General features: G+C 29.5%; 17 protein-coding genes. 6 read left to right on the forward strand and 11 right to left on the reverse strand.

Features of this window, described 5'->3' with window-relative positions:
• The first annotated feature begins 128 nt into the window (after positions 1-128).
• The 4 genes from JBL43_RS08425 (at position 129) to JBL43_RS08440 (ending at position 6,099) form a co-directional block, all read left to right on the forward strand.
• Entirely contained in the window at positions 129-1,664 is a 1,536-nt protein-coding gene (locus tag JBL43_RS08425) for a peptide MFS transporter (protein ID WP_198841003.1), read from the forward strand.
• Positions 1,665-1,709: 45 nt separating this feature from the next.
• Positions 1,710-3,494 carry a peptide MFS transporter gene (locus JBL43_RS08430; RefSeq protein ID WP_198841004.1) on the forward strand — a complete coding sequence of 595 codons (1,785 nt, stop codon included), beginning with the start codon at positions 1,710-1,712 and terminating at the stop codon, positions 3,492-3,494.
• A 77-nt stretch (positions 3,495-3,571) separates the two neighbouring features.
• A complete protein-coding gene (locus JBL43_RS08435) occupies positions 3,572-4,126 on the forward strand; it encodes a thioredoxin family protein (RefSeq protein ID WP_198841005.1) in 555 nt (184 codons plus the stop codon).
• A 92-nt stretch (positions 4,127-4,218) separates the two neighbouring features.
• Positions 4,219-6,099, forward strand: coding sequence for an ABC-F family ATP-binding cassette domain-containing protein (locus tag JBL43_RS08440; protein ID WP_198841006.1), 1,881 nt, complete (start codon positions 4,219-4,221; stop codon positions 6,097-6,099).
• Here the strand turns inward: JBL43_RS08440 and JBL43_RS08445 are convergent.
• Both JBL43_RS08445 and JBL43_RS08450 read right to left on the reverse strand, forming a co-directional pair.
• Entirely contained in the window at positions 6,080-6,802 is a 723-nt protein-coding gene (locus JBL43_RS08445) for a 3'-5' exonuclease (RefSeq protein ID WP_198841007.1), read from the reverse strand. The genes JBL43_RS08440 and JBL43_RS08445 overlap by 20 nt on opposite strands.
• Before the next feature lie 101 nt (positions 6,803-6,903).
• On the reverse strand, positions 6,904-7,248 hold the full coding sequence (locus tag JBL43_RS08450; protein WP_138947957.1) for a T9SS type A sorting domain-containing protein: 345 nt from the start codon (positions 7,246-7,248) through the stop codon (positions 6,904-6,906).
• 298 nt (positions 7,249-7,546) lie between these two features.
• Here JBL43_RS08450 and JBL43_RS08455 point away from each other — a divergent pair, with 298 nt between their 5' ends.
• Complete coding sequence (locus JBL43_RS08455; RefSeq protein ID WP_198841008.1) at positions 7,547-8,236, forward strand: response regulator transcription factor; 690 nt, start codon at positions 7,547-7,549, stop codon at positions 8,234-8,236.
• 2 nt (positions 8,237-8,238) lie between these two features.
• Positions 8,239-9,273 carry a sensor histidine kinase gene (locus JBL43_RS08460; protein ID WP_317193445.1) on the forward strand — a complete coding sequence of 345 codons (1,035 nt, stop codon included), beginning with the start codon at positions 8,239-8,241 and terminating at the stop codon, positions 9,271-9,273.
• Here the strand turns inward: JBL43_RS08460 and JBL43_RS08465 are convergent.
• The 9 genes from JBL43_RS08465 to JBL43_RS08505 all read right to left on the reverse strand — a co-directional run bounded on the left by JBL43_RS08465 (position 9,256) and on the right by JBL43_RS08505 (position 19,290).
• Entirely contained in the window at positions 9,256-10,284 is a 1,029-nt protein-coding gene (locus tag JBL43_RS08465) for a glycosyltransferase (RefSeq protein WP_233098724.1), read from the reverse strand. The genes JBL43_RS08460 and JBL43_RS08465 overlap by 18 nt on opposite strands.
• Before the next feature lie 177 nt (positions 10,285-10,461).
• Positions 10,462-11,736: a phosphoribosylamine--glycine ligase gene (purD, locus tag JBL43_RS08470; RefSeq protein WP_198841011.1), complete on the reverse strand. Its 1,275-nt coding sequence runs from the start codon at positions 11,734-11,736 to the stop codon at positions 10,462-10,464.
• A gap of 7 nt (positions 11,737-11,743) precedes the next feature.
• A complete protein-coding gene (locus JBL43_RS08475; protein WP_198841012.1) occupies positions 11,744-12,535 on the reverse strand; it encodes a glycosyltransferase in 792 nt (263 codons plus the stop codon).
• 9 nt (positions 12,536-12,544) lie between these two features.
• Positions 12,545-13,906, reverse strand: coding sequence for an undecaprenyl-phosphate glucose phosphotransferase (locus JBL43_RS08480; RefSeq protein WP_198841013.1), 1,362 nt, complete (start codon positions 13,904-13,906; stop codon positions 12,545-12,547).
• Positions 13,906-15,021 (reverse strand): glycosyltransferase, encoded by a 1,116-nt coding sequence (locus JBL43_RS08485; protein ID WP_198841014.1) that lies wholly within the window; start codon positions 15,019-15,021, stop codon positions 13,906-13,908. Before JBL43_RS08485 ends, JBL43_RS08480 begins: the two co-directional genes overlap by 1 nt.
• A complete protein-coding gene (locus JBL43_RS08490) occupies positions 15,021-15,668 on the reverse strand; it encodes an O-antigen ligase family protein (RefSeq protein ID WP_198841015.1) in 648 nt (215 codons plus the stop codon). Before JBL43_RS08490 ends, JBL43_RS08485 begins: the two co-directional genes overlap by 1 nt.
• A 568-nt stretch (positions 15,669-16,236) precedes the next feature.
• A complete protein-coding gene (locus tag JBL43_RS08495; RefSeq protein ID WP_198841016.1) occupies positions 16,237-17,082 on the reverse strand; it encodes a glycosyltransferase family 2 protein in 846 nt (281 codons plus the stop codon).
• Positions 17,083-18,420 carry an O-antigen ligase family protein gene (locus JBL43_RS08500; RefSeq protein WP_198841017.1) on the reverse strand — a complete coding sequence of 446 codons (1,338 nt, stop codon included), beginning with the start codon at positions 18,418-18,420 and terminating at the stop codon, positions 17,083-17,085.
• 3 nt (positions 18,421-18,423) lie between these two features.
• Entirely contained in the window at positions 18,424-19,290 is an 867-nt protein-coding gene (locus JBL43_RS08505; protein WP_198841018.1) for a glycosyltransferase family 2 protein, read from the reverse strand.
• Positions 19,291-19,330: the final 40 nt, after the last annotated feature.

A 19,330-nucleotide genomic window follows, 5' to 3' on the forward strand; every position in this document is an offset into this window, starting at 1 on the left:
CTGTGGTAAAGATACTATTCAAACTTAAATTATCAGTTTTTTACACCAATTTTCGCCGAAATTTGCGTAAACTTGAAACACTTTTGAAAAATCACTTTTTTATAAATTTTATAATAAACCCATAGCTTATGTCAGATATTTCCAATGAACCCTTTGAAAAACAAACTTTAGGACACCCAACAGGGCTATTTTATTTATTTTTTGCCGAATTATGGGAACGTTTTAGTTTCTACGGAATGAGAGCATTGTTAATGCTCTACATGACAAAGGAAATTTTTAAAGCACTTTCAGAGAAAGATATTGCAGCGGCGGCTGTTTATGCATCTTATGGTTCATTAGTTTATGCTTCTACCGTTATTGGCGGTAGGGTTTCTGACAAAATATTAGGCATGCGAAGTTCTATTTTTTTAGGTGGAATTTTAATGTCAATTGGGCATTTTGTATTGGCCATTGAAAACGATGTTGCGTTCTTTTTAGCTTTAGCGTTTATTGTTGTTGGTAATGGATTTTTTAAGCCAAATATTTCAACTTTTGTTGGGTCTTTATATAAGGATGGAGATAGAAGAAAAGATTCAGGATTCACTATTTTTTATATGGGAATAAATATTGGTGGTTTTGCAGCACCTTTAATTTGTGGATGGTTAGCCGTTGAATATGGTTGGCATTATGGATTTGGACTTGCCGGTATAGGGATGCTAACAGGTTTAGTTTTCTTTTGGAGTGGTATAAAAAAGAATGTTTTTGGAGATAAAGGTATGCCGCCGAGTAAAGAGGCTTATGAAAAAACTATACTAAGTATTCCTCAGAAAATATTTGTACCAATTGTTGCTGTGTTATTTGTTCCTGTAATAGCTTCATTATTGGCGTCTTATCAGTCTCTTGGGGTTAAGGGGTCATTTTTAGGAGATAAGAATTATGTAAATATTCTTTTCTATTTAATTGGAATTGGTGTTGTTGTTTTCTTAGCAAAAATAATTTTTGAGTCAAAACCTGAAGAACGAAAAAAGTTGTTTATGGCTGTCTTAATTACGTTTTTTATGACTTTATTTTGGGGCTTTCATGAGTTGTCAGGTAGTGTAATTACTTTGTTTGCTGATAGAAATGTTAATTTAGATGGTATTATGAATGCCAGTCAAACAAATTCACTGAACTCCTTGGTTATTATCTTGTTGTCAATACCTATATCATTACTTTGGGCTTATTTATCTAAACGAAATTTAAACCCAAGAACACCCTACAAATTTGGATTAGGTCTTGTTTTGGCAGGGGTAAGCTTTTATATTTTATCATTAAGTGAAGGAAGTGCAGATGAAAATGGAATGGTTCCTTTTGCTTATCTTTTTATTATGTATTTTATTCTGTCAATAGGAGAGTTGTTTATGTCTCCAGTAGGATTGTCTAAAATAACTGACTTATCACCAAAAAGAATTGTAGCATTTATGATGGGGATTTGGTTTTTGTCATCAGCTTATGCGTTTCAAATAGTAGGTTTTATATCTAAGCAACTTGCTATTGAAAGTACTGACGTTAACGTAGGTGGTTTAGAAACATTAAGCGTTTATACAGATGGATTTGCATTAATTTCTCAATATGCTCTTGGTGCAGGCGTAGTTGTATTACTTTTTTCTCCATTAATGAAGAAATTAATGGGTAATGTGCATTAACAATAAAAAGAATTTCCTTTATTTTTGTATTAAAATAATACTACCATGAACACCGATATTGAAAACCTATTTAAAGACAAAGTTATTGGCCAACCGGCTGGACTATTTGTAATATTTTTTACAGAAATGTGGGAACGTTTTTCTTTCTATGGTATGAAAATATTATTGATATTATTTTTAACGGCTCCTTTATTAAGTGACCATCCTGGATGGGAATGGTCAAGAGAAAATTCACTATCACTAATAGGAACTTACGCATCATTATTATACTTAACTCCAATTCTTGGAGGATGGATAGCAGATAAAATAACTGGTTACAAATGGGCAGTAATTATTGGCTGTTTTATTATGATGCTTGGTCATGCTTTTATGGTTTTTGAGACCACTTGGTCATTATATTTGGGTTTAGCCTTGTTAGTCATTGGTACTGGTTTTTTTAAGCCAAATATGACTTCAATGATATCTGAAATGTATAAAGGAAAGGAATCCAAAAAAGATGGAGCTTATACAATATATTACATGGGTGTAAACGCTGGTGCATTCTTTGGAATGATGTTATGTGGGTATTTAGCTGAGAACCTTGGCTGGAGTTATGGATTTGGATTGGCGGGAATTTTTATGCTGGGTGGGCTAATACAATTTTGGTTAGCCAAAGATTTGTTTGGGATGATAGGTGAACGACCTTCAAAAATTCATGAAGTTGAATTGCCTCAAAATATTAATGAAGAAAGTCCAAAGGAACATGATTTAACTGAGGTTGTAGAAAAGTTGAATCCTTTTACTTTAATAGATAAAATATTGATTATTTTGTCTACAATTGGGGGAGTTCTTTATCTGTTCAATGACCCCATGTCAAAAATCGGAAATATCAATTTACTAAACTTTAATGTAGGTAGTTTAGATGGCTCTAATTTCACTATTATATTTGCTCTAGTATTATTTTTATATTTAATCATTACTCGAATTTTAAGATACAATCCAATTGTAAGAGACAAAATTATTGCAGTTTCAATTTTTGGAATTTTTACGGTATTTTTCTTTGCCGCTTTTGAGCAGTCTTTAGGATCTATGACATTATTTGCTAGAGATTACACCGATAGAGTCTTAGTAGGTTCAGCTGCAACCATATTTAAAGTCATTGATACAATTCTTACTATTGTACCTTTAGCTATTATCACTTGGGTATTGTATTTATTATTTAAAAAAACATTTTCGAAAATTCCATATTCCAATATAATTTTAGGTCTCACTTTTGCATTTCTTTGGTATGTTGTTTATTATAAAGTTAGTAATGAATTTAGTAAAGATGTAACTGAAGTTGGAGCTTCTTGGTTTGGAATTTTGAATTCATTTTTTATAATAACTTTAGCTCCTCTTTTTTCAAAATGGTGGGAAAGTAAATACAACCCGAGTGTCGCAATGAAATATGGAATTGGACTGGTTTTACTTGGTTTAGGATTTGGTATTTTAGTGTTTGGTACCATGGGAATCCCACAAGGTGCCAAAACAGCATCAGTAAGCATGGTGTTTTTAATCTTAGCGTTCTTATTCCATACTATGGGTGAACTTTGTATCTCACCAGTAGGTCTTTCTTATTTGAGTAAATTGGTTCCAGGACGTATGATTGGATTTATGTTTGGTATCTGGTACTTAGCGATTGCAATTGGTAATAAAGCAGCTGGTTCAATGGGAGGAATGATTGATAAAATAACAGCAGAATATTCATTAAGTACATTCTTTTTAATATTTACACTCATCCCTGTCGGAATAGGTCTCATTTCAATGCTATTAAACCCGGTGCTTAAAAAATTAATGCACGGAGTCAAATAAAATAAACACTTGAATACATCGTTTTGTAATTTAGGCATATTATTTGCGTCTTATTTATCAAAATATAAAATATTAGCATGAAAAAATTTGTATTACTATTAGCAGTTTTAGCTTACTCTTTTAATGGAATAGCACAAGAGAAAGGTGAAATTAATTGGATGACTATTGAAGAAGCTGTTGCCGCTCAAGAAAAAGAACCACGTAAAATTATGATGGATATGTACACTACTTGGTGCGGTCCTTGTAAAATGTTAGATAAGAATACGTTTCAAAATAAAGATGTTGCCACTTATGTTAATGAAAACTATTATGCTGTAAAATTTAATGCTGAAGGAGGTGAAACAATTAATTTTAAAGATAAAGAATACGGAAATCCCGCATACAATGCCTCTAAAAAAGGAAGAAATAGTCAACATCAATTTGCACAGCATTTAAGAGTGCAAGCCTATCCAACAATAGTTTTTTTAGATGAAAAAGCAGAGTTATTAGCTCCAGTTACGGGTTATCACGCACCAAATCAGTTAGAAATTTTCTTAAAATTGTTTGCCACTGATAAACATAAAGATGTAACTACAAAAGAGCAGTGGGAAGCTTATCAAAAAGACTTTAACGCTGAGTTTAAGGTAGAATAAACGTTATACTTAATGCTTCAATAAGGGAAGGGAACTTACTACACATTTATCCCAAAAAATTGACTTACTTTGCAACACCTTAAAAATCTGTTGTGAATTACCTATCTGTTGAAAATATTTCTAAATCTTACGGCGAGCGAGTGCTCTTTGAAGATGTTTCTTTTGGTATTAATAAAGACCAAAAAATTGCCTTTGTCGCCAAGAATGGTACAGGTAAAACTTCTATTTTAAATATTATAACAGGTAATGATACTCCAGACACTGGTCAAGTAGTCTCTAGAAAAGATTTACGAATTGCCTATTTATCTCAAACTGATGAACTCAATGCAGAGCAAACTATAGAAGAAGCTATTTTTAGTTCTGATAATCCTATTTTAAATGTTATTCATCAATATGAAATTGCATTGAAAAATCCCGATGATTCGGAAGCCTATCAAAAAGCATTTGACTTGATGGATCAACATCAAGCATGGGACTTTGAAACCCAATACAATCAAATCCTATTCAAATTAAAGCTAGAAGATTTAAGTATTAAAGTCAGTAATTTATCGGGTGGACAAAGAAAAAGACTTTCATTGGCCATAATATTGATTAGCAAGCCTGATTTATTGATCTTAGATGAGCCTACAAACCATTTAGACCTTGAAATGATAGAGTGGTTAGAAAACTACTTTAAAAAGGAAAAAATCACCTTATTTATGGTAACGCATGATAGGTATTTTCTAGAACGCGTTTGTAATGAAATTATAGAGTTAGACGAAGGTCAACTTTATACATATAAAGGTAATTATTCTTATTATTTAGAGAAAAAAGAAGAACGTATTGCTATTGAGCAAACTACTGTTGGTAAAGCCAAAAACCTATTTAAAAAGGAATTAGACTGGATGCGTCGTCAACCTAAGGCAAGAACAACCAAGTCTAAATCAAGAATTGACGACTTTTATCAAATAAAAGAAAAAGCCAGTCAACGACGAAATGATCACAAAGTCCAGTTGGAAATTAGCATGGAACGCTTAGGGAGTAAGATTTTAGAATTACATAATATTTCTAAATCTTTTGATGACAAAGTTGTTTTAGATAAATTTGAATATGTTTTTAAGCGTGGAGAACGCATTGGTATTATTGGAAAGAACGGTACTGGTAAATCTACTTTTTTAAATATGATAACTGGTAAAATGCCAGTAGATTCGGGTAAAGTTATATTAGGTGAAACTGTAAAATTTGGCTACTACACACAATCGGGAATTCATGTGAAAGAAGGCCAAAAAGTAATTGAGGTTATTAAAGAATTTGGTGAATACATACCGCTTGCAAAAGGGCAAAAAATATCAGCTGGTGGTCTATTGGAACGTTTTTTATTCGATAGAAAGAAACAATACGATTTTGTTGAAAAACTATCTGGAGGAGAGTTAAAAAGGCTCTACTTGTGTACGGTTTTAATTCAAAATCCTAATTTTTTAATTTTAGATGAACCTACCAATGATTTAGATGTTTTAACTCTAAATGTCTTAGAAAGCTTTTTATTAGATTATCCTGGAAATTTATTAGTGGTTTCGCACGATAGGTATTTTATGGATAAAATTGTAGATCATTTATTTGTTTTCGAAGAAGAAGGATTAATTACTGATTTTCCTGGAAATTATTCTGACTATAGAACATATGAAGATTCACAACCAAATACATCTTCGACTGTTACAGTTGTAGATAAAAGTATTTCGGCTAATGATGATAAAAAGGCTACGTCAACAAGTAAGGAAACGTTATCGTATAACGAAAAACAAGAATTTCGAAAATTAGAGAAGGATATTGCAAAATTAGAGAAACAAAAAGAGGCGATTGAATTACAATTTTTGAACAATGAAGTAGAAAATGATAAAATTGATGAAGTTTCACAACAATTACAGCAAATTATCGAAAGTATAACTTCTAAAGAAGAACGTTGGTTAGAAATTTCTATGAAGATGGAATCGTAACAATCTCATTCTCTTGAAGCAGTTCTAAATTGTTAAAACGCAATAATAATTGGGCTACGGCAAGTGTATCTCGCTCGCAATATTTAACAATCCGATCTAAATCATTTTCCTCATAAAAAACGTTAGCTACTTGGCTGCCGTCAATATCTTGCTTTGGTGATGGTATACCCAAAATATTAGTCAATAGATTTAACGATGTATAGTGTTTGTAATCGCCAAACTTCCATAATTCTAAGGTGTCTAAATGGGCAACTTCCCATGGTTTTTTACCAAATAAATTAAGTTTTGAAGGTAGGGTTACACTATTAATAATCATACGGCGAGCTATGTACGGAAAGTCAAATTCTTTTCCATTATGTGCACATAGTAAATGATGGTCTTTATTGAAATGGTTATTTAGTAGCTGTTTAAAATCAATTAAGAGTTGTTTTTCATCTCCTGAAAAAGAAGTGAGTCTAAAGTTTCTAATTCCGTCTAAATCGACAAAATACCCCACTGAGATACAGATTATTTTACCAAATTCGGCCCATATTCCCGCCCGGTCGTAAAAGTCTTCAACAGAAATTTCATTTTTACGCTGATATTCTGTTTTTTTAGCAAATAATTCTTTTTTTAGATCAGAAAGCTCGGTAAAAGTTGCTACTTCAGGAACCGTTTCGATATCCAAGAATAAGATATTTTCTAATTTTATTTTATTGAGCATTTTTTAGAATTGACAACTAACATTCATAAATATAGTCAATTTAAAGCAAAAAAAGTGAACTAATTAAAGTTCACTTCTAAAAATCAGGTTGTTGGGTTGCGTTATTTGACAACCAATTTGCGAATTGAAGTACTTCCTTTTTCAAATACTTTGAGAATATAAACACCAGAATCAAATTTAGAAACATTCAATTCTTTGCCTCTTAAGGTAATATTTAGTACCTCTTTCCCTAAAATGTTGAAAAGTTGGACTTTTTTGTCGGCATTATTAAACGTGTGTATATATAATTTTCCATTAACAACAGGGTTAGGGAAAATTTTGAAATCCTTAATTTCTTTTGTTTTTTGAACAGCACTATTTTGTGATGATTCGTTGTCATCAGCAATTTGCCCATAGAAACAAGTAGTTACCAATAATAATATTAAAAAAAAGTAATTTTTTTTCATACGTATTTAATTATTTTCGGCAAATTTGGTTGATTGCACTTAAATTGAATTAAGTGTTTCAAAATTAGATAAATATTGTGTACATTTCAGTTAAATAATACAATTGTGAATAACTTTTGTGGTTTAAGTATAATCCATCTGTTATTACCCCTAATATTTATATACATAACACTCATAAAAACAGGGTTTTAACATTTACTTCAAAGCTTAATGTTAACTTAATATTACCAAGTTAAAAGAGTGTTAAGTTTATAAAATTATTTTTAATCCTTAATTTTGAGGGAATTTAATATGAAAAATGAAGAAAAAAAATATAAAAGTACTATTGGTTGATGACGAACCTGATGTATTAGAGATAGTTGGTTATAATTTGAAAAACGAAGGTTATCAGATATTTACGGCTACCAACGGACTAGAAGCCATTGAAAAAGCAAGAGAAATTATTCCACATTTAATTCTATTAGATGTAATGATGCCAAAAATGGATGGTGTTGAGGCCTGTCAAAAAATTAGAAAAATAGATAAGCTACAAGACGTTATTGTAGCTTTTTTTACAGCGAGAGGTGAAGATTACTCGCAACTTGCAGGTTTTGATGCAGGTGCCGATGACTATATTACTAAGCCCGTAAAACCAAAAGTTTTGGTGAGCAAGGTAAATTCTCTTTTAAGACGTGTAAGGCATAATGAAGAAGGCATAAATACTATAATGACAATTGGAGACATTATCATTAATCGTGAAGAGTATTTTGTTCAAAAAGATAATACTAAAATAATATTGCCGCGTAAAGAGTTTGAATTGATGGCATTATTGGCTTCTAAACCAAATAAGGTTTTTGAACGCGACGTTATTTTAAAAAATGTTTGGGGTAATGATGTCATTGTAGGAGGTAGAACTATAGATGTTCATATTAGAAGACTCAGAGAAAAAGTAGGTGAAAAGTATTTTAAAACCGTAAAAGGAGTTGGATATAAATTTTCTACAAATTGAAGTTGAAAAAAACATATAAATTCGCTTTTAAATCGTCATTATACATCACCATATTTGCGTTTTCAGTAGCATTAATTCTTACATATACTTTAACACATCATGTTAATTATAATCTCGCGTTATTAACAGCACTATCTATTTTTATTTTTTCGTTTGTTGTAATTCAATATAGGGTAGAGTATTTTATTTATAATAGAATCAAAAATATTTATGATGATGTTTCTGTGTCTAAAATTGAAAATTTAGATAGAGGAAGTGTTACTACCAATATGGAAACACTTTCTAAACAGGTAAAAAAGTTTGCTGAAGATAAACTCTTAGAAATTGAAATGCTTCAGATAAGAGAAGAATATAGACGAGAGTTTTTAGGTAATGTATCACATGAATTAAAAACACCCTTATTTACCGTGCAAGGCTATCTGTTAACCTTGTCAGGTGGTGCAATAAATGATAAATTAATTAGAGATAAATATTTAAATAGAGCCAATATTGGATTAGAAAGATTGGTGAGTATTGTTGAGGATTTAGATATGATAAATCAACTAGAATCGGGTAATTTAAATTTATCATTAAAGCAGTTTGATATCGTCAAATTAATTCGAAATGTGTTTGAATTACTGGATTTTCAGGCTAAAAAACGCAATATTACATTGCAATTTGACAAAGTTTATGATACCCCTATTTTAATTCAAGGAGATAGAAAAAGAATAGAACAAGTAGTCATCAATTTAATTGAAAATTCCATTAAATATGGTAAGATGAAGAGTCAGAATACGGTAAGTATTAAAAATTATTCCGATTCTCAATTTATTGTCCATATGAGAGATGAAGGAGAAGGCATTCCTGAACGTAATCTATCAAGAATATTTGAGCGTTTTTATAGAATCGAACAAAGTAGATCTAGAGAACAAGGTGGTTCAGGATTAGGTTTGTCTATTGTAAAACATATTATTGAAGCACATCATCAAAAGGTATTTGCAAAAAGTGAAGTAGGTAAAGGCTCCACCTTTTCATTTACGCTAGAAAAGTTTAAATAATGCGGAGGGTATTGTTTCAGCTTTTGAAATATTTTTTAGTCCACTAAAATCAGTAACCCTATTAAGCATTTCAATTTTAAAATCATCTTGTCTTGCATAAGGAGCTAAACTTAATTCAGCCATTCTTTCCGCTAAGTATTCTTGTTCGTGTTGTCCTGGCGTAGGAATAAAAAAGGCCTTCTTATCTAATTTTGTTAAATCTAAGATAGTGGTATATCCAGATCTTGCTAAAACTACTTCACTTTCGTTTATAACCTGTTGTAATTCGATGCTGAGCATAAAGTTAACCATAGTTATGTTTTCTGCAATTTGAGGCAATTCAACAGCGTTAAAAACTCCTCTAACAAACAATACTTTTTTAGGATAGTTTTTTAGTTCAAAAATGAGGCGTTTTTCTAAAATGCCTCGTTGGGGTTCAGCACCAGATAAAAGAATCAATAAGTCATATTTTTTAGGAGATGATTTTTTTTCAAACCGACTTATTGGGCCAATAAATTTGATATTTAATTTACTGTTTTTAGTTGAAGATAATTTACCTGAAAGATTTGATTTAATCTGGTCAGGAATCCAACATTCATCAAATTTGGCTATAATATTTTGATGTATTTTGGAAGTTATTAATGTTGTACTACCTGAAAGTACATTAATTTGATGTGTAATATAAATAGATGGAATTTCTGATAAACGAACTCCAAATCTATTGTCAGAAATAATACCAGATAATCCTTCTTCTTTATGAATTTTTCGAGTTGCTTTTTGCTCAGTTAAACTCGCTCTTATAATATTGGGGCTTCCTAACAGTAGTTGTAGTTTTTGAGTATTACTTTTACTGTATGTAATATTATAACTTGGTAATTCGTAAAATTTTAATTTGGGATATTCCTTTTGAAGCAATGTTAAGGCTGCACCATCACTAGCTATGATAGGTGTGAAATTATTTTCAATTAAGGCATTTATAATAGGGATACAACGACTTGCGTGACCTAAACCCCAATTTAGGGGTGCAACCAAAATTTTTTTTGAATGTTTTAGTGGCATAGGGCATGAGCTGATTATAGATAATTCAATAAAATAGATATGTCACTATGAACATATTCTTAGAGTCTTATCCAATAAAAGACAGATGTTAAACAATAATAAAATTTCTAATGAAGAATGAAAATTTATCGTGACGTTGGTTTTAAATACTTAAACCAAGTCGAACCCAATATCTTTTCTATAATTCATGTCTTCAAAATGAATCTTATTTATACTATCGTATGATATTTTTAGAGTTTCTTCAATTGTATCTCCCAAAGATGTTACAGCCATAACTCTTCCACCATTGGTAATGGTTTTACCATTTTTAGTTGTTGTACCAGCATGAAAAACAATAGATTCAGTTACGTTTTCTAACCCAGTAATTTCTTTGCCTTTTTCATATGCTTCAGGATAACCACCTGCAACTAACATTACTGTTGTTGCTGTTTGTGATTTTAAAGAAAATGATTTTTCGTGCAAATTTTGGTTTGCTACACCTTCAAATAATTCTAAAAGATCAGATTCTAACCGAGGTAAGACGACTTCAGTTTCTGGGTCACCCATTCTAACATTATATTCAACCACAAAAGGATCTCCTTTAATATTCATTAAACCAATAAATATGAAACCACGATAATCAATTCCGTCTTTTTGTAGACCATTTATTGTAGGTTTCACAACACGTTCTTCAACTTTATTTAAAAAGTCATCACTTGCAAAAGGTACGGGTGAAATAGCTCCCATACCGCCAGTGTTTAAACCTGTGTCTCCTTCTCCAATTCGTTTATAATCTTTAGCTGAGGGTAGCACTTTATAACTTTTTCCGTCAGTCAATACAAAAACAGATAATTCTATTCCGTCTAAAAACTCCTCAATAACAACTGTATTAGAAGCTGTACCAAACTTTTGATTGGTTAGCATATCATCAAGTTCAGATTTTGCTTCGTTTAAGGAATTTAAAATAAGCACACCTTTACCACCAGCCAATCCGTCCGCTTTTAAAACGTATGGAGGACTTAAAGTTTCTAAGAAACGTTTACCATCTTCTAAATTATCTTTGGTGAAAGATTGATATTTAGCAGTAGGAATACCGTGTTTTTCCATGAATATTTTAGAAAAGTCTTTACTTCCTTCAAGCATAGCCCCGTCTTTTTTAGGACCAATTACGGGTATGTGATGTAAATCGCTATCTGCCAAGAAAAAATCATGTACACCTTTCACTAATGGAGCCTCAGGACCTACAATTACCATTTGAATAGCTTCAGCTAAAACCAAGGTTTTTACAGCATTAAAATCGTTCGGATCTATAGCAACATTTTTTGCGATGGAGTCAGTACCCGCATTGCCTGGTGCAACAAAAAGCTGATTTATTTTTTTACTCTCTGAAAGTTTTAAGGCAAAAGCATGTTCTCTTCCGCCAGAACCTAAAATTAAAATGTTCATTTTTTTATTATTTTTTAATATGCCATTTGTAAAAGTACTGAAATACTGAAATAGTATGATAGGTAAACAGCTTAAAGTTTTTTAAAGATTTCTTTTTTAATACATGAATAATCTCAACATCAGGATCATATAATTTTTTCATGCCCTGTTGGTCCATTTTTTTGCAAATATCAACATCTTCCATGTATAAAAAGTATCTTTCATCAAAACCTTTCAGGTCAATAAATGCATCTGTCTTAAATAAGAGAAAACAGCCATGGATAAAATCGGGATTAAAAGCTTTAGATAAATCTCTGTCTCTGTATTCTCCTTTTTTGATGATTTTAGGAAAAATAGCATTTAAAAATGGTAATCTTCTTACGATTAATTCAGAAATTGTCGGATATCTTCTACTTGTATACTGATGTTTACCATTTGGAAAAATAGCTTTTGGTGCGATTAGGGCTAATTTATGTATTTTTTTAAACTTGTTGATGAGCTCCGGAATTAATGTTGGTTCAAAAACAACATCAGGATTTAATATTAAATGATATGTTGAGTAATTTTTAATTTTGTCAAGAATTCTATTATGTCCTTTCCCAAATCCAATATTTTCTCCTACAAATAGATATTCTATATCAGGATGTTTAAATTTATCTTTTAATACGTCTGTTTTTGAGTTATCTACTAAAAATAGTTTTTTTGTAAACGGCGTAGCTAAAAAACTAGCAATAGTTTTAGAAAGTTCATCAAAATTTTCTTCGTACAAAACAATAGTAGCAGTAATTACTTTGTTATTTAATATGCTTTTTTCTGCCATTACGTTTTATTAATATGCTTTTTCTTCTCCTTTAAAAACATTTAATATTGTTTGCATTATTATTTTAATATCTAGTAAAAATGACCAATTTTCAATATAGAAAATATCTAATCTAATTCTATTTTTTATATCTGATTTTTTTCGGACCTCACCTCTATATCCGCTAACTTGAGCTAAGCCAGTAATACCTGGTTTAACAGAAAATCGTTGAACATAACTGTCTATTTCCTTTTGATATGCTATTGATAAACTGCTCATATGAGGTCTTGGTCCAACGACACTCATCTCACCTTTTAACACATTGAAAAATTGAGGAAGCTCGTCGATACTAGTTTTTCTTAAAAAAAAACCGCTACGTGTTACCCGAGAGTCATTTTTAGTAGCATGAATTTTATCAGAAAAATTATTTATTTTCATTGACCTAAATTTATAACAAACAAATTGCTCTCCTTCCTTACCTTCTCTTTCTTGTTTGAAAAATAATGGACCTTTAGATTCTAATTTTACTATTATCCATAACAGTGGTGTTAACCATGACATAACTAAAATAATGATTAAAAAAGAAAAAATAATATCAAAAGTTCTTTTTATATACCGATTGTCAAGAATTTCGAAAGGCAATTTCTTAACATTTAAAACAAGTAGATTGTCATAATATTCAGCTCCTAAACTTTTGCTATATAATTCATTGGAGTCTGGTATTAATTTTATGATAATATTATTTCTAGTAGCAAATTTGGTAAACTCTTTGACTTCATGCCTATTTAAGTTAGAAAGTGTGCAGTAAATCTGATCAATATTATTTGTGAGTATATAATTGAAGCTATCATTTAACTTGCCTAAATAAGCTTCCTTTTTATAATTTTTATCCGAAAAGAAACCCATATATCGATATCCTAAACTTGATTTTTTGTTGAATAATTCAATTACCCTTTTCGAGGTGTCGTCAAAACCAATAATGACAATCCTTCTATAATTTTTTCCTCTTAATCGATATTTTTTTAGGGTATAAAATGAAATAAGTTTAAATAAGCTTATGCTTCCAATAATTGTTGAAAGGACTAAAAGTTGATTATGAACAACTACCCCTTCTTTAAAAACGCCGAAATAGGTAAAATAACCCAAAAAGAATAAGGCAAACTGAATAAATAATAACTTAAACACTCGAAATGTCTTGGTAAAACGAAAGACTTGGTAAAAGTTAGTGTTAAAGGCAATAATTAACCAAAAAAGTATGATGTATGTAAGAAAATAAGGATTGAAAAATTCAGGGTCAGATATATAGAAAACTACGCCAATGATAATGAGTATATCAATCAAGACGAATAGAGGTCGTATTAAATATGAATATCTATATTTTCTTAATGGCATTATTTCTTTTCGAATTTTTTTATTTGTTTTTTGATATTAGATATAAATATTTCTTCGCTAAATTTTTTTGCATGATTTCTAATCCAAATCGAATTAAAGTTTTCAAGCTCTTTTTCAAAAAAATCTATAGTTTTTTCTATTGCTTCTATATTTTGATTGTCAAAAAATAGACCTGATGATTCTTTTATGTTACTTCTATTTTCAATTATTGTTTCTAAAGCACCCCCTTTTTTAAAGGCAATTACCGGAATTCCGTAAGCCATTACCTCCAACGGAATCATTCCAAAATCTTCTTCTCCAGGAAATAATAATGCTTTTGATCGTGCGAAGAAGTATTCAATTTCTTCCCAAGCGAGATTTCCCTTAAATATTATATTTTTATTAGCTTTTTTTTCCAACTTTAACTTTTCAGAACCGTCGCCAATAATTACTAATTGTTTTCCATTTTTGTTAAAAAGATCAATCAGTAAATCTATTCTCTTATAAGGTGTTATAGCACCAAAACTTAAAAATATATCTTTTTCAGTATCTGTAGGTAATGGTTTTGTAAATAAATCATCTGCAATTGGAGGATAAACGACTTCAGAATCCTTTTGATAGTATTTTTTTACACGATTAGCTACGTTTTTTGAATTTGACAAATACAAATTTACGTTATCTATTGTTGATTTATCATAGTTTTTAAGCCTATTAAGAAAAAAACTCAATAATGGTCTAAGTATTGGACTAACTGCATTAACATAGGTTTCTTTATGGCTCCAACAATAACGCATTGGAGAGTGAATGTAACATATATGAGGAGTGTTGTTGCCGATATGAATACCTTTAGCAGGTCCTGATTCAGAAGAAATTATTAAATCATATTTTTTTTTGAGTTTTAGAGATTTAATACCCAAAGGGTACAAGGGAAATACTTTTTGATATCGTTTTTTTAAAATAGGAGTGTTTAAGATAGAGGTATATATGGTTTGATTATCTAAAGAATTACCATATTTACTTTTATCGTAAAATAAAGTATATATATCAGCATTTGGATAAATTTTTAAAAGTGATTCTACCACTTTTTCACCACCTCGGCGTGTAACAAACCAATAATGTATAATGGCTACTTTCATTAGCTGATTTTATCAATTTTTCTGAAGGTGCTTTGGGTATAAAAGAGCAATGAAAAGAAAACAAAAAAGACTAAACCAACTTGTCTTTGTAAGTACGATTCTGTTAAACTTGAAATCATAAAAACAATTAAAAACCACATAAAATAATAATTATTTGACGTAAATGCAGTTTTAATAAGGCTTCCTAATATTATTAAATAGATACTAATACCAATAATACCATATCTGAGTACTATCTCTAAGTAATCATTATGTGCGTTATGTTTATTAATATATGACTCACTCATTATTGGTCTTTCTTTTTGTAATAAATCGATACCGCCATCAGCTCCAACACCCCAAATGAAATTCGATGAAATTACTTTAACAACACTTTTCCAATTTACTTCTCTAACTGGATCTTTTTTTGTAATAATTTTTTGTGCTCTATAAACAATATTTTCAGAACCTCTAATTCGCTTCTGATCATCAAGATGTTTCAATAAAATAAAAGAAGAAGTTATCCCTATAATAACTAGAATAGAACCAACTAATTTTGTCTTTTTTGAATTTTCACTGTATAAAAATTGAACTATAAAAAATAAAATTAAAATTAAAATAGCCATAATGCCAGATAACAAAAACAAAGATAAAATTAAAATAGCCATTAGTGAATACCTTATAAAAATGTTACTTTTTTTTCTAAAGGGAATTTTTATTTTATAGCTGCATATTATTAGAAAAACAACTAATAAAGCCAAATATGGTACATGAATTTCATAAATACTGTTTCTTATAAAATTTTCTCTAATAACATTACTCCAATCCATACTTTCAAATATAGATTTTCTAATAATATTAAAATAAGAACTAATTAAGTTTAAGAGTACGGCAATAAGAAGACCTAAATAGGCGATTTTTATTTCATTTTCGTCGATTTTATTTTTTAGATTAACAAAAGTAATGGGTATTATAAGAAATAAGATATTACTAGTAACTACCTTTATTGCTAAATCCTTATTATCGGAATAGTAAATTGAAATAGTCTGTACTATAAAAAAAAGCAAGTAAAAAAGATAAACTTTTTTATTACTTATGCATATTAAAAAATAATCCTTTTTAAAATAAATAAAAGAGTATAAAAATAAAGCGGCCAATGAAATGCTATTAAAAGCAAAAGAAAATGGCAAACTAAATGCAACTAAAAAAAGTAACAACCTTAATCCTTTGTCACTTTTATTTCGATCTAAAATATCCTTCATAGCGTCCTTTAAAACCTTCTTTAAAGTATAAAAACATGAACCTGTTAAAAAAAACTAAGCCTTTTAGCATTCCAATAATATAGATAAATAAATAATATAAAATTGCCCTTTTGCCAAAATTGTGCTTTTTCAAGAAATACCCTCTTCCTTTTCCATACTGATAACTTCTAATAGTCGTTTTCAGATTATATTTTTTTACGGGGTTAGGGTGAAATATATAAAATTGTGGACAATAATTAAACCTTAAACCTTCTTTAATTAATCTTAAAATAAAATCAGGCCCTTCATCTGACCAATACGGTGAATTTGGAGAGCCAACTCCCATTTCAGGATCAAATAAAACATTTTTTATTTTATTTTTTCTAACGATAATACCAAATTCCACAACTGTTTTTAGAATGTTTTTTCTATGAATAGGTTGAGATTTTGAAGACATTAATATTGAAATAGCCTTGCCATCAAATCGATCTTTTGAAGTAGTAACAATTCCATCAAAACTATTATTTTTAAAATAGTTATAAATATCTTCCAAAAACGTAATATTAAATTCACAATCATCATCTGGAAATGATAATAATTCTCCTTTGGCTTTTTTAATACCTATATTTCTGGCGTTAGAAGCACCTTTAATATCAGATTTAATATGTTTTAAAGATAATAACTCAAAATACTTCCTAAGCTTTTCATCTAAAATAGCTTCTTCATTTTGATCTATTAATAAAACCTCAAAATCTTTAAATGATTGATTTGTTAGAGAATCTAACATTAATAAAGGTTCTTTTATTCTATTTAAAGTAGAGATTATGATTGAAAATTTCATTTATAAAGATTCTTTATTTAACTCTAATGACCCTATAGAAACAGCAAGTCCTATATATAACCAAAAGTATTGTGAATGGTAAATAAATCCAGAAAGTTGAGAAACAATTAAAATCAATATAAAACTTTCAATTGCTGCTTTAAAAAGTGGCCTAATATTTTTATCTGCTTTTTTAATTTTAACATGTAGTTTTATATAGATATTGTACAATAGAATTAGAAAAGGAATTGCTCCTAATAATCCAAAGTTAACAAGTAAATTAATTATAAAATCATAGGTTGGAAAAACACCCCAACCCAATCCTAAAATTGGATAATCTAAAAAATAGAAGACACCATAGTGAACTGTTTTAAATCGTTCTATACCCGAATATGTTCCAGAAATATTAATTAAATATTTAATTGAAAATATAAAAAAGGTCAATACCAATATCGAATAGAGACTAACCAAAAAATATTTACTTTTAAGTGTAAATAACCGCATACTATTTTTTAATAATAAACCAATTATAATAAAAAAACCTAATACTCCTGTTGTAGTAATGGCTAACGGTAACGTGATAACTGATAGGAGGTACATTCTTTTATGAAAAGTTTTGTCAAAAATAAAGGTTTTATTTTGTTGTGAAAACCAATAAAAGTAGGGGGTTATTGGAATTAAGATTTGGGCAAAATAAGATGCTTCCATAGTAACACTTGACATTCTAGGGTATCCATTAAAATCCTGAATACCAAACTCATTCATCCCAATCTGATTAAAAAATTGAGGGTAAGGAATTCCTAAAAAGTAAGTTAAGTCTCCAAGCCATCCCCAAAAAATCATAAATGTTATACCGGCTAATAATAATTTTAAAACCTTTTTTAAGTCTGAAATTGTTTTATAAGTATCACTTACAATAATAACAACTAGCAGTCCAATTAAAAAATAGATGGTTTGTGTTACCCACTGCATACTCGGATATAGAGCTTCTTCTTTGGCCCAATAGATACTTTCTTTATATCTATCTAGAACCATATATTTCCCATCAATTATATATGGCATTATTTGTGAAAATATTGCAATAATACCTAACACGATTAACCAATTTATTATGTTTTTTTTACTTTTTGAAATTGTAAATTTTGATTGCAAAGATTTATTTACAAAATAAGATATGGCTGCAAAAGCAAATAAAATGAAAGGTAAATTGATTGCCGTAGAATCATGTGTAGAAAATACCACTGTAGCATTAAAAGGAATAAAAAAGACAAAAGCATCTATATATTTAAATTCCTTTTTAAATATTACGATAAAAGTAATTACAACTAAAATAATAAATACAAACCAATTAATACTCATATATCAAATGCTCCATCGCTTTTTTTTTCCTAAAAATATTTTTCTATAATAATCTGCCATCTTTTTAGCAAAATTATCGCCAAAAATTGAACTTATCATGATAAGTCCTCTCACTCTAATTTCCCACAAAAACAATTCTCTAGAAAATGTTAAAATACCATTTAATTTTCTTGCCTTATGATTCTCTTTAACTATCGTTAATCTATTATTTAGACTTCCGCTGACTCCTCCTTCTCTCATCACTATAAGTGATGTATCAACAAAGAACGCGTTATTGTTTGGGTCTTTTAGTTCCCTCAATAGAAATTCGTAGTCTCCAGCAATTTTAAAAGACTCATTAAAGGTGCCATGTTGTTTAAATAATTCTTTATGATGAAAGCATCCGCTATGGCCAATATTCATAGTATAAGTAAATCTACTTTTCTGCAAAGGCCATGGTTTTCCAGCAATTTCTACTAATTGATTTTTAAATGTTACATGTTCAATTTTACCATAAACATATTTATAATTTTGCTCTATTGATTGATTTAAATATGGAATCATTTCTTCAAAAACCATATTATTTTTGAAATAATCATCTGCTCCAATAAAAACGACCCATTCACCATGAATCATTTTTAATGCTTTATTCCAGGCACAGTAAATACCATTGTCAGGTTCGCTTAGGTATTTGTATCTTATTTTTCTGTCACTAAATTTCTGTTCATAAGCTTCAATTAAATCTAATGTTTTATCTTTTGAATTTCCGTCAACTATGATAAATTCAAAATTAGTATAAGTTTGATTTAAAATAGATTGTATAGTATCTTTTATAGTACTCTCATTATTATATGATGCCGTAATTATTGAAATTAGAGGTTTATTATTCATTATGACTTGATTAAAAATTTAAGTATAGTTTTTTTATACT

Source organism: Aureibaculum flavum (assembly GCF_016406085.1).
GTDB classification, from domain to species: Bacteria; Bacteroidota; Bacteroidia; order Flavobacteriales; family Flavobacteriaceae; genus Aureibaculum; species Aureibaculum flavum.